At 69.4% G+C, this 12,303-nt stretch carries 11 protein-coding genes; all 11 read left to right on the plus strand.

The genetic code is table 11. From position 1 onward, the window contains the following. Positions 1-237: 237 nt before the first annotated feature. Complete coding sequence (locus tag AC3QLZ_RS03630; protein WP_014237943.1) at positions 238-759, plus strand: C40 family peptidase; 522 nt, start codon at positions 238-240, stop codon at positions 757-759. A 175-nt stretch (positions 760-934) separates the two neighbouring features. Further along, a complete protein-coding gene (locus tag AC3QLZ_RS03635) occupies positions 935-1,957 on the plus strand; it encodes a Fe(3+) ABC transporter substrate-binding protein (RefSeq protein ID WP_014237944.1) in 1,023 nt (340 codons plus the stop codon). A 108-nt stretch (positions 1,958-2,065) separates the two neighbouring features. Further along, complete coding sequence (locus tag AC3QLZ_RS03640; RefSeq protein ID WP_416244215.1) at positions 2,066-2,485, plus strand: hypothetical protein; 420 nt, start codon at positions 2,066-2,068, stop codon at positions 2,483-2,485. A gap of 125 nt (positions 2,486-2,610) precedes the next feature. Beyond that, a complete protein-coding gene (locus tag AC3QLZ_RS03645) occupies positions 2,611-3,957 on the plus strand; it encodes a TolC family protein (RefSeq protein WP_416244214.1) in 1,347 nt (448 codons plus the stop codon). 4 nt (positions 3,958-3,961) lie between these two features. Further along, positions 3,962-4,504 (plus strand): hypothetical protein, encoded by a 543-nt coding sequence (locus AC3QLZ_RS03650; RefSeq protein ID WP_205229802.1) that lies wholly within the window; start codon positions 3,962-3,964, stop codon positions 4,502-4,504. Continuing rightward, positions 4,501-5,670, plus strand: a complete 1,170-nt coding sequence (locus tag AC3QLZ_RS03655; RefSeq protein WP_492783356.1) for an efflux RND transporter periplasmic adaptor subunit — start codon at positions 4,501-4,503, stop codon at positions 5,668-5,670. The genes AC3QLZ_RS03650 and AC3QLZ_RS03655 overlap by 4 nt, the downstream gene beginning before the upstream one ends. Positions 5,671-5,680: 10 nt before the next feature. Then, complete coding sequence (locus AC3QLZ_RS03660) at positions 5,681-8,794, plus strand: efflux RND transporter permease subunit (protein ID WP_492783357.1); 3,114 nt, start codon at positions 5,681-5,683, stop codon at positions 8,792-8,794. Between the two features lie 74 nt (positions 8,795-8,868). After that, positions 8,869-9,252 (plus strand): hypothetical protein, encoded by a 384-nt coding sequence (locus AC3QLZ_RS03665; RefSeq protein WP_416244211.1) that lies wholly within the window; start codon positions 8,869-8,871, stop codon positions 9,250-9,252. Between the two features lie 234 nt (positions 9,253-9,486). Further along, positions 9,487-10,614, plus strand: a complete 1,128-nt coding sequence (locus AC3QLZ_RS03670) for an NAD(P) transhydrogenase subunit alpha (RefSeq protein ID WP_014237951.1) — start codon at positions 9,487-9,489, stop codon at positions 10,612-10,614. Continuing rightward, positions 10,614-10,916, plus strand: coding sequence for an NAD(P) transhydrogenase subunit alpha part 2 (locus tag AC3QLZ_RS03675; protein WP_014237952.1), 303 nt, complete (start codon positions 10,614-10,616; stop codon positions 10,914-10,916). The genes AC3QLZ_RS03670 and AC3QLZ_RS03675 overlap by 1 nt, the downstream gene beginning before the upstream one ends. Further along, positions 10,917-12,287: an NAD(P)(+) transhydrogenase (Re/Si-specific) subunit beta gene (locus AC3QLZ_RS03680; RefSeq protein WP_492783358.1), complete on the plus strand. Its 1,371-nt coding sequence runs from the start codon at positions 10,917-10,919 to the stop codon at positions 12,285-12,287. It begins immediately after the preceding gene. Positions 12,288-12,303 lie beyond the last annotated feature (16 nt).

Consider the following 12,303-nt stretch of genomic DNA (forward strand, 5'->3'; position numbering starts at 1 on the left):
TCCTGTTGGCTCATGGGGTCCGGGGCAAGCAGGGGACGGCGCGGGCGCAGGGGCGGCACCGCCAGGCAAGGCCTGCGCAGCCCACCGGGGTCCCGGGATTATAACCACGGCGCCGCGCCCCGGCGGCGAGGCCGGTGTAAAAGCGGCTTTACCCCCGGCCACCGAATGTGACAGAAGCTTTGTACGTATATGACCTTAGGTTTACAACTGGCTGATTTTCCAATAAAGTCCGGCCCCATGCTGAATAAAAAACAGCTCGCAGCTTCCCTCCTGGCCCTGTTCATCGGGGTTCTGGCCAACACCGGCACCGCCACGGCGGATGAATTCAGGATGGAGCCCCGCGGGGAGGAACCCACCTTTTTCAAACGCTACACCAGCGGCGTCCAGGACCTGATCATCAAGGGCCTGGAGTTCGTTGGCGTGCGTTACGTTCGCGGCGGCAACACGCCGGATTCCGGCCTGGACTGCAGCGGCTTCGTGCGTTACGTCTTCCAGGACTCCCTGGGCCTCAACCTGCCCCGTACCGCCAAGGAAATGAGCCAGGTGGGCGAGCAGGTCGCCAGCAACGACCTCAAGCCGGGCGACCTGGTGTTCTTCAACACCATGCGCCGCGCCTTCTCCCACGTCGGCATCTACCTCGGCAACAACCAGTTCGTCCATTCCCCCCGCCCCGGCGGCGAAGTGCGGGTCGAGGACATGCGCCAGAGCTACTGGGTGGCCCGCTACAACGGCGCCCGCCGCGTCACCGAACAGCAGTAACACAGCACCACCACCTCCCCGACAAAGCCGGCCGATGCCGGCTTTTTTGTTGCCCGCGCCCCGGCCACCGCTGTCGCGACCACCGGTTACAGCACAAGAAATATTCTCATTTACACAAAACTCAAGCCTGACTAGAATCTGACACTTACCTGACCAACCCGTGCTGGAGTTCTCCATGACCCTGCGTCTCCCCCTTCTCGCCGGCGCCCTGGCCGCAGCCCTGTCCCTCAATCTGCAGGCCGCCGAGGAAAACGTGCTGAACCTCTATTCCGCCCGCCATTACCAGACCGACGAAAAGCTCTACGAGAATTTCAGCAAGCAGACCGGCATCAAGATCAACCGCATCGAAGGCAAGGAAGAGGAACTGCTGGAGCGCATCAAGAACGAAGGCGCCAACAGCCCCGCCGACGTGCTGCTGACGGTGGACGCCTCCCGCCTGGCCCTGGCCCACGAACTGGGCCTGTTTGCCCCGGTCAAGTCCAAGGTCCTGGAATCCCGCATCCCGGCCAATCTGCGCACCGACGACTGGTTCTCCTTCTCCACCCGGGCCCGGGTCATCGTCTATAACAAGAGCGCCGTGAAGGCCGAGGACGTGCAGAACTACGACGACCTGGCCAACCCCAAGCTCAAGGGCCAGGTGTGCACCCGCTCCGGCTCCCACCCCTACAACCTGTCCCTGATGGCCTCCATCATCGCCAACCAGGGCGAGGCCAAGGCTGAAGCCTGGGCCAAGGGCGTGGTGGCCAACTTCGCCCGCGCCCCCAAGGGCGGCGACACCGACCAGATCAAGGCCGTGGCCGCCGGCGAATGCGGCGTCACCGTCTCCAACACCTACTACGTGGCCCGCCTGCTGCGCTCCGACAAGGCCGAGGACAAGAAGGTCATGGAAAAGGTCGGCGTCGTCTGGCCCAACCAGAAGACCAGCGGCACCCACATCAACGTCTCCGGCGCCGGCATGCTGAAGAACGCACCGCACAAGGCCGCCGCCGTGAAGTTCCTCGAGTACCTGGCCTCCGACGAAGCCCAGCGCTACTTCGCCGACGGCAACAACGAATGGCCGGTGGTGGCCAGCGTCAAGGTCGGCAACCCGGCTCTGGAAAGTCTCGGCAAGTTCAAGGCCGACGCCCTGCCCGTGGGTTCCCTGGCCATGTACCGGGCCAAGGCCCAGATCCTCTTCGACCGGGCCAACTACCGCTGATCCGAAGCGGCGCCAGGCGGATGCCCCCGGGGGACATCCGCCGTTTTTGATCCCGTTTTTGATCCATCTCCATGGTCAAAACCGCTTCCGGCGCCTAGAATGCGACCCATGCGACTCACCGCCCTCCTCACCACTGCCATCGCCCGCGGCCTCCTGGCCGTGATGCTGGCCGGTTTCCTGACGCCGACCTTCGGCTGGGAAATGGTGAGTGCGGCCGCGCCCCACGACCATGCCGCCGTGGCCGAGCACCACCACGGCGACCAGGGTGCCCACGACAGCCTGCAGCACACCCACCACGACCAGGACTGCGCCCCCCAGCACCACGCCGCCGGCGACGACGGCCAGGGCCAGCCGGGCCATCACCACTACTGCGCCGGTCACGTTTTCGGCCACCTCATCGGTCTCACCGCCGACACCACCCTGCCGGCCGCTGCCGGCCAGGACGTGCGCCCCCCGGCCATCGCCGCCCGCTATCTCTCGCCCATTCCCCTGGGCCTGGAACGTCCCCCCCGCTCCTTCTCCGCCTGAAGTCCGGCGGAAATTCCCGTTGAGCCAGCCCATGCTGCCGACGCCCTGAAAGGCGCCGCGCCGCCTGCGCCCGTGACCTCACCGCGGAGTACCGCCGGTTTTTCCCTGCCTCACCGGAGAAAACCATGCGGAAGACCGCAACCGCCCCCCATCCGGGGCACCCCGTCCGCCATCGCGCCCGCCTGCTGCCGGCCCTGCTCGCCCTGAGCCTGGGCCTCGGCCAGGGATTCCTGTCCCCTGCCCGGGCCGCAGAGCCTTCCGTCGCCCCGGCAACGCCCCTGGCCCGGGCCTTTGCCGCCGCCTGGGAGCGCCAGCCCCTGGCTGCCGCCCTGCCCCAACGGCAGGACGCCGCCCGGGCCCAGCAGGAAGCCGCTGACTCCCTTTTGGCCCAGCCGCCGAGCCTGGACCTGTCCACCCGCACCGACCGCTACAACCGGGACCGGGGCGCCCGGGAAGTGGAAACGGGCATCGCCCTGCCCCTCTGGCTGCCCGGCGAGAAGGACGGCACCCGGGCCCTGGCCGATGCCCGCAAGGAAGCCCTGGACGCCCGCACCCTGGCCGCCCGCCTGCAACTGGCCGCCGAACTGCGCAGCGCCTGGTGGGCCTGGCAGCAGGCCGGCCAGGACCAGCAGGTGGCCCAGGCCCGGGCCGACAACGCCGCCCGTCTCGCTTCTGATGTGGAACGGCGGATGAAGGCCGGCGACCTTTCCCGGGCCGACCTCAACCAGGCCCAGGGCGCCCAGGCCGCCGCCCAGGCGGCCCTGGCCGAAAGCCGGGTGGCCGCCCTGGCTGCTGCCCGTCGCCTGCAAAGCCTCACCGGCCAACCTCCCAAGCCGGCCGACGGCCCCCCGCAGACGGAACCGGAGCCTGCTGCCAACGCCCTGCCTGCGGGCCTCGCCGACGAGGATGGCGCCGACGCCGAAGGCGCCGCTACAGCTATCGGCCACCCCTTGCTGCAGGACCTGGCCCAGCGCAGCGCCGTTTCCCGCCGGGCCCTGGAACTGGCCTCCCGCCAGACCCGGGCCAATCCGGAAATTGCCATTTCCACCCGCCGCGACCGCAGCGCCGCCGGCGAGATGACGGACCAGACCTGGGCCCTGGCCCTGCGCCTGCCCTTCTCTTCGACCCCGCGCAACCAGGCCCGCATCGCCGAAGCCAACGCCGACCTGATCGAGGCCGAAACCCAGCTGCGCCTGGAACGGCAGCGCCTGGCCCAGGAAGGCGAGACCGCCCGGGCCCAGCTCGATGCGGCCCGCCTGCAACTGGCGGCGGCAGAAACCCGGGCCCGGCTGGCGGCGGAAAACCGGGGCTTCTACGACAAGGCCTTCCGCCTCGGCGAAGCCGACCTGCCCACCCGCCTGCGCATCGAGCTGGAAGCCTTCGAGGCCGAGCGCCAGGCGGTGCGCTCCCGCATCCAGGCGGCCGCCGCCCTTTCCCAACTGCGCCAGGCCCTGGGCCTGCTGCCGGAGTAAAGCCATGTTGCGACTCATCTCCCCCCTGCTCCTCTGCCTCGCCCTGGCCGCCCCGGCCCGGGCCGACGGCCCCGCCGCCCCTGCCGGCAGTCCCGCCCCCAGCCCCCGGGTGGAGGCCGTCTCCGACCAGTTCGAACTGGTGGGCCGGCTGCGTCCCGAAGGGCTGGTGCTGTGGCTGGACCGCAGCGCCGACAACGCCCCGGTGCTCAACGCCCGGCTGGAAGTGGAAAGCGGTGGCCAGAGCGCCGTCGCCGCCTTCCGCCCCGAGCACGGCGACTACCTGCTCGGCGACGCCGCCCTGCTGCCCGCCCTGCAACAGGCCGGCGAGCACAGCCTGACCTTCACCCTGAGCCTGCCCGCCGCCGAGGGACAGGCGGAAGAAAGCGACCTGCTGCTGGGGGATCTGGACGTGCATGAGGATCATGCCCTGGCCTCCGGCCCAATATCCACGGCCCTGCTGGCCGGCCTTGCCCTGGCAGCCGCACTGCTGCTGGGCCTTGGCCTGGCATGGCGCCGCCGTCAGCAACGACAAGGAGGTGCCGTATGAGCGCCCGTAGAATCCCGTCCCGCCTGCTGCTGCGGGCATCCCTCGCCGCCTGCCTGGGCGCCGCCCTGGCCCTGCCGGCCATGCCCCTGCAGGCCCACGAAGGCCACGGCGACGAAGCCGCCGCCCCGGTCTCCGGCGATGCGCCCCGGCGCCAGGCCGACGGCAGCGTCTTCCTGCCCAAGGCCAGCCAGCGCCAGATCGAGATCCGCACCCTGCCGGTCACTCCCGGCCCCCTGCCCCGCACCCTGGAGCTGAACGCCACGGTGATCATGGACCCCCACAAGGGCGGCCGCGTCCAGTCCATGCTGGCCGGGCGCCTGGAGCCGGGTCCGGCGGGCCTGCCCAGCGTCGGCCAGAAGGTGCACAAAGGCCAGGTGCTGGCCTACGTGGTGCCCAGCGCCGGCCAGATCGAGCGTTCCAACCAGAGCGCCCTGCTGGCCGAGCTGCAGGCCGCCCGCAGCCTGGCGGAAAAGCGCCTGGCCCGGCTGCAGGAACTGGCCGACACGGTGCCGCGCAAGGACATCGAGGCGGCCGAGAGTGAGGTGAAGAGCCTCAAGGGCCGCATCGCAGCGGTGGGCGGCGGCCTCTCCAACCGGGACACCCTGGTGGCGCCGGTGACCGGCGTCATCGCCGCCGCCAACGGCATGGCGGGCCAGATCGTGGAGGCCCGGGACATCATCTTCGAGGTGGTGGACCCGGACAGCCTGCACATCGAGGCCATGGCCTACACGCCCCTGGCCGCCGAAGCCATCGAGGCGGCCAGCGTCGCCGTCAGCGAAGGCGGCGCCGGGGCCGGGCCGGCCGCGCCCCGGGTCATTCCCCTGGAATTCCTCGGCGCCGGGCGACGCCTCAAGGAACAGGCCCTGCCGGTGATCTTCGACAACCACAGCGCCGGCGTCGGCCAGTGGCTGGCCCTGGGCCAGCCGGTGAAGGTCCAGGTGCGCCTCAAGGGCACCCTGGAGGCGGCCGCCGTGCCGGCCACGGCCCTGGTGAAGAATCCCAGCAACGAGACCATCCTCTGGGTCAAGCGCAGCCCCGAGCTGTTCGAGCCCCGGGCCATCCGCTACCAGCCCCTGGACGGGGCCCGGGTGGCGGTGACCCAGGGCCTGGCCCCGGGCGACCGGGTGGTGGTGCAGGGCGCCCCCCTGCTCAACCAGGTGCGCTAGGAGAACCGGCATGTTCAAGTGGCTCCTGGAAAACAGCCTGGCCAACCGCCTCCTGGTGCTGGCCGCGGCCTTCGCCCTGATGGTCTTCGGCGGCCTGCAATTGTCGCGCACGCCGGTGGACGTCTTCCCCGACCTCAACCGCCCCACCGTCACCCTCATGAGCGAGGCTGGCGGCATGGCCCCGGAGGAGGTGGAACAGCTGGTCACCTTCCCCCTGGAAACAGCCATGAACGGCCTGCCCGGGGTGGCGGGCATCCGCTCCGTCTCTTCCGCCGGCCTGTCCATCCTCTACCTCAGCTTCGACTGGGAGACGGACATCTACCGGGCCCGGCAGATGGTGGCCGAGCGCCTCACCACCCTGGAGGGAGCCCTGCCGCCGGCGGTGACGCCGCGCATGGCGCCGGTCTCCTCCATCATGGGCGAGATTCTGCTCATCGCCATCCCCATCGACCCGGCACAGACCACGCCCATGGCGGTGCGGGAATACGCCGACTGGGTGCTGCGGCCCCGGCTGCTGTCCATCCCCGGGGTGGCCCAGGTGATTCCCATCGGTGGCGAGGTACGCCAGTTCCAGGTGCAGCCGGACACCCGTCTCATGGGCAGTCTGGACATTTCCCTGGAGCAGCTGAAGGCGGCCCTGCAGGGCTACGCCGCCAACACCTCCGGCGGCTTCCTGGAACTCAACGGCCGGGAATACCTGATCCGCCACCTGGGCCGCACCTCCCGCCTGGAGGACCTGCAGAACCTGGCCGTCACTGCCAGAAACGGCCAGCCCATCCTGCTGCGGCAGATCGCCAACGTCACCTTCGCCCCGGCCATCAAGCGCGGCGACGCGGGCTACGACGGCGGTCCGGCGGTGATCCTGTCGGTACAGAAGCAGCCGGCGGCGGACACCGTGGCCCTGACGCGCACCGTGGAAGCGGCCCTGGCCGACATGGAAAAGGCCCTGCCGCCGGGCCTGGCGGCGCCCCGGGTGACCTTCCGCCAGGCCAACTTCATCGAGGCCTCCATCAACAACCTGGAGGTGAAGCTGCTGGCCGCCTCGGTCTTCGTCGCCGCGGTGCTGTTCCTCTTCCTCGGCAACTTCCGCACCACCTTCATCTCCCTCACCGCCATCCCCGTCTCGGTGCTGACCACGGCCCTGGTCTTCAAGTACTTCGGCCTCTCCATCAACACCATGACCCTGGGCGGTATCGCCATCGCCATCGGCGAACTGGTGGACGATGCGGTGGTGGACGTGGAGAACATCCTGCGCCGTCTCAAGCTGGCCCGGGCCCGCCACGAAGCCCTGAGCCCGGCCCGCCTGCTGACCCTGGTGCGGGATGCCAGCGTCGAGGTGCGCTCGGCGGTGGTCATCGCCACGGTCATCATCGCCCTGGTGTTCGTGCCCCTGTTCGCCCTGCCGGGCATCGAGGGCCGCCTCTTCGCCCCCCTGGGCACCGCCTACATCGTCTCCATCCTCGCCTCCCTGGCGGTGGCGGTGACCCTGACGCCGGTGCTGGCCTGGTACCTGCTGCCGAAGATGAAGCACCTGCACGACGGCGACACCCGCCTGGTGCGCTGGCTCAAGGCGCGCTACCAGACCCTGCTAGAGCGGGTCCTGGCCCGGCCCCGGCCGGTGCTGGCGGGCACGGCGGCGGCGGTAGTGCTGGCCCTGGCGGCCATTCCCTTCTTTCCCACCACCTTCCTGCCGCCCTTCAACGAGGGCGCCCTGATCCTCTCCCTGCGCCTCAACCCCGGCGCCACCCTGGCCGAATCGGTGCGCATGGCCAGCCAGGCGGAAAAGCTGGTGCGCCAGGTGCCCGAGGTGGAACACGTGGGCCGCCGCTCCGGCCGGGCCGAGCTGGACGAGCACGCCGAAGGGGTCCATGTGACCGAACTGGACATCCGCCTGACGCCCTCCAAACGCAGCAAGGAGGAAGTCTTCGCCGACCTGCGCCAGCGCCTCTCGGTGCTGCCGGCCTCCCTCAACCTGGGCCAGCCCATCTCCCACCGCATCGACCACATGCTCTCCGGGGTGCGGGCCCAGATCGCCATCAAGATCTTCGGCGACGACCTCGACGTGCTGCGGGCCCAGGCCGGCCCCCTGCAGGAACGGCTCAAGGCCATCCCCGGCCTGGCCGACCTGGAGATCGAAAAGCAGGTGCTCTCGCCCCAGATCCAGGTGCGCATCGATGCGGGGGCGGCGGCCCAGTACGGGCTATCCACGGCCCAGTTGCTGGCCAGCCTGCAGTCCCTGGTGGACGGGGAGCGCATCACCCAGGTGGTGGTGGGCAACCGCCGCTTCGCCCTGGTGCTGCGCCTGCCCGAAAGCGCCCGGGGCACCACCGGGCTGGAGCAGCTGCTGATCGAGACGCCGGCGGGCCGGGTGCCCCTGGCCAAGGTGGCCCAGATCGAGGAGTCGGACGGCCCCAACCAGATATCCAGGGACGACGGCCGGCGCCGCCTGGTGATTTCCGCCAACGCCCAGGGCCGGGCCCTCTCCGACGTGGTAGCGGACATCCGCGCCGTGGTGGCGGCCCATCCCCTGCCCCAGGGCTACTTCGTCACCCTGGGCGGCCAGTTCCAGGCCCAGGAGGAGGCGGCCCGGCGCATCGGCCTGCTCTCCCTGGTCTCGGCCCTGATGATCTTCCTGGTGCTCTACAGCCGCTACCGCTCCGGCCTGCTGGCCGGGCTGATCATGGCCAACGTGCCCCTGGCCCTGGTAGGCAGCGTCATCGGCCTGTGGCTCTCGGGCCAGCCCCTCTCCATCGCCGCCCTCATCGGCTTCATCACCCTGGCCGGCATCGCCACCCGCAACGGCATCCTCAAGGTCAGCCACTTCCTCAACCTGATGCGCTTCGAGGGCGAGGGCTTCACCAAGGAGATGATCATCCGCGGCTCCCTGGAACGCCTGACGCCGGTGCTGATGACCGCCCTGGTGGCGGCCTTCGCCCTGGCGCCCCTGCTCTTCGAAGCCGGCGAGCCGGGCACGGAAATTCTGCACCCGGTGGCGGTGGTGATCTTCTCCGGCCTCATCAGCTCCACCCTGCTCGACACCTTCCTCACCCCCCTGCTGTTCTGGCGCCATGCCCGGCCGGCGGCGGAACGGCTGCTGGCGGAAGCCGGCGGCGAAGCCCTGTGAGCCGGCCCATGCTGCGCCCATTTTCCAACCTCCATCCCATACCCATCATTTCCCATTTGCCAAGGAGCACTGCCATGAAAAAACTGCACACCCTCGCCTCCTCCCTGCTGCTGGCTGCCGCCCTGGCCGCCCCCGCCGCCGTGATGGCCCATGCCGAACACGGCCAGCCCCAATACGGCGGCATCTTCGCCGAAGCGGGCGAGGCCCAGCTGGAACTGGTGAACCAGGCCGGCAAGGTGGCCCTCTACGTCACCCAGCACGGCGCCCCGGTGCCGGTGCAGGGCGGCAAGGCCCGCCTGACGGTGCTGGAAGGCGGCGCCAAGCGCGAACTGCAACTGGCCCCGGCGGCGGAAAACCGCCTGGAAACCACCGCCAGCCTCAAGCCTGGCGCCAAGGTGGTGGCCGCGGTGGAACTGCCCGGACGCAAGCCCCTGCAGGCCCGCTTTGAAGTGAAGTAAGGGAGCAAAGCAAAAGCCCCGCCGGAGCGATCCGGCGGGGCTTTTTCTTGCCAGCAACGCCCACTCTGGCCGACGCCGGGCGAATCGGCCCTGAGCGAGGCCCGATGCGCCCCACCCAGGCCCTTTTCCATACTCAGGCGTAGGGTATCCCCTAATACAGCACCCGCTACCCGAACACCATAATCCCGGGCAAATAAAACAGTTTCATCACTTTGTCTTTGGGAGAACATCACCATGCCGCTGAACATCGCGGTGGTTCGGGAACGAGCGTCCGGCGAACGCCGGGTGGCGCTGGTGCCTGAAACCGCCAGGAAATTCATGGCCCTCGGGGCCGCCATCCGCATGGAGCAGAGTGCGGGCAGCGAAAGCCACTTTCTCGACAGCGACTATCCGGAAGTCCAGGCCGTGCCCGGCATCGCCGAGGCCTACGGCGGCGCCGACCTGGTGCTGCGGGTAACGCCCCCCAGCGCCGAGGAAATCGCCGCCATGCCGGAAGGATCGACCCTCATCGGCCTGCTCAAGCCCTTCGAGGACCCGGCCCGCCTGGCGGCCCTCAACGCACGCCGCATCACCGCCTTCGCCCTGGAGCTGCTGCCCCGCATTTCCCGGGCCCAGAGCATGGACGCCCTCTCCTCCCAGGCCTCCTGTGCCGGTTACCAGTGCGGACTCATCGCCGCCGCCCGCTGCACCAAGTTCTTCCCCATGCTGACCACCGCCGCCGGCACCATCCGCCCGGCCCGGGTGCTGGTCATCGGCGCCGGCGTCGCCGGCCTCCAGGCCATCGCCACCTGCAAGCGCCTCGGCGCCATGGTGGAAGCCTACGACGTGCGCGCCGCTGCCAAGGAGCAGATCGAATCCCTGGGCGCCAAGTTCGTGGACACCGGCGTCTCCGCCGATGGCGCCGGCGGCTACGCCCGGGAGCTGTCGGCCGAGGAGAAGGCACGCCAGGCCGAGCGCCTGGCCAAGGCCGTGGCCCAGGCCGACGTGGTCATCACCACCGCCGCCATCCCCGGCAAGAAGGCGCCGGTGATCGTCACCACCGACATGATCAAGGGCATGAAGTACGGCGCCGTGATCGTGGACATGGCCGCCGAATCCGGCGGCAACTGCGCCCTGACCCAGCCGGGGGAACACGTGGTGGCCAACGATGTGAACATCCACGGCCCCCTCAACCTGGCTTCCCGCATGCCGACCCACGCCTCGGAGCTGTACGCCAAGAACCTCTACAACTTCCTCTCGCCCTGGATCAAGGAAGGCCGCCTGGCCTTCGACTGGGAAGACGAGGTGGTGGCCGGCACCCTGCTGTGCCGCGACGGAACGACGACGCACAACGGCGTCAGACAAGCCATGGGAGAGGCGTAATGGACGGCTTTATCGCGATCTACATCTTCATGCTCGCCGCCTTCACCGGCTACGAGATCATTGCCCGGGTGCCGGTGATCCTGCACACCCCGCTCATGTCGGGCTCCAACTTCATCCACGGCGTCGTCGTGGTGGGCGCCATGCTGGCCCTGGGCCGGGCCGAAACGCCCCTGGAGCAGGCCATCGGCTTCTTCGCCGTGGCCCTGGGGGCGGCCAACGCCGCCGGCGGCTACGTCGTCACCGAGCGCATGCTGGCCATGTTCCAGCCCGGCAAGCGGGCCGGCGGCAAGGAGGGTGCGTAAATGAACCTGCCCCTCTACGTCCAGCTGCCCTGGTTCCTCGGCGCCCTGCTCTTCATCGTCGGCCTCAAGGGCATGAGTTCCCCGGCCAGCGCCCGCCAGGGCATCCTGCGGGCCGGCGTCGGCATGGTGGTGGCGGTGGCCGCCACCTTCCTCGTGCCGGACCTGCACAACCTGGGCCTGATGGCCCTGGCCCTGGCCCTCGGCACCGTCGGCGCCTGGCTGTCGGCGAAGAAGGTGAAGATGACCGACATGCCCCAGATGGTGGCCATCTACAACGGCATGGGCGGCGGCGCCGCGGCCGCCATCGCCGCCGTGGAACTGGCCCGGGGCGAGGCCCACGGCCTGGTGACCGTGACCCTGGCGGTGATCGGCGCCCTCATCGGCGCCGTCTCCTTCACCGGCTCCTGCGTCGCCTTCGCCAAGCTCCAGGGGCTGCTGAAAAAAGCCTACCGGCTGCCCGCCCAGAACGCCGTCAACGTGCTGCTGGCCTTGCTGGTGGTGGGCCTGGGCGCCGCCCTGGTGCTGGCCGAAAACGCCGGCCCCGGGCTGATCCTGGCCTTCTTCGCCCTGGCCCTGCTGCTGGGCCTGGTGGTGACCCTGCCCATCGGCGGCGCCGACATGCCGGTGGTGATCTCCCTCTTCAACGCCTTCACCGGCCTGGCAGTGGGGTTCGAGGGTTACGTCCTGGGCAGCCCGGCCCTCATCATCGCCGGCATCGTCGTCGGCGCCGCCGGCACCCTGCTCACCCAGCTCATGGCCAAAGCCATGAACCGGCCCATCAGCAACATCCTGTTCACGCCCATCAGTGGCGCCGCCCAGGGTGGCGAGGCCATCGCCGGCAGCATGAAGGAGCTGGGCGCCATCGACACCGCCGCCATGATGCGCTACGCCCAGAAGGTCATCATCGTGCCCGGCTACGGCATGGCCGTGGCCCACGCCCAGCACAAGGTGTGGGAAATGACCGAGTTGCTGGAAGAAGCCGGGGTGGAAGTGAAATTCGCCATCCACCCGGTGGCGGGCCGCATGCCGGGCCACATGAACGTGCTGCTGGCCGAGGCCGGGGTGCCCTACGACAAGATCTTCGACCTGGAGGAAATCAACGCCGAATTCGGCCAGGCCGACGTGGCCCTGATCATCGGCGCCAACGACGTGGTCAATCCCACGGCCCGCACCGACAAATCGAGCCCCATCTACGGCATGCCCATCCTCAACGCCGACCAGGCCCAGAACGTCATCGTCATCAAGCGCGGCAAGGGCACCGGCTACTCCGGAGTGGAAAACGCCCTCTTCTACACCGACAACTGCCGCATGCTCTACGGCGACGCCCAGCCCATGGCCGGGGAGATCATCCAGCATTTGAAGAGCATGTAAGTTGGGGGGTAGCGAT

The sequence above is a fragment of the Azospira sp. MPR-LB4 genome (assembly GCF_058809525.1).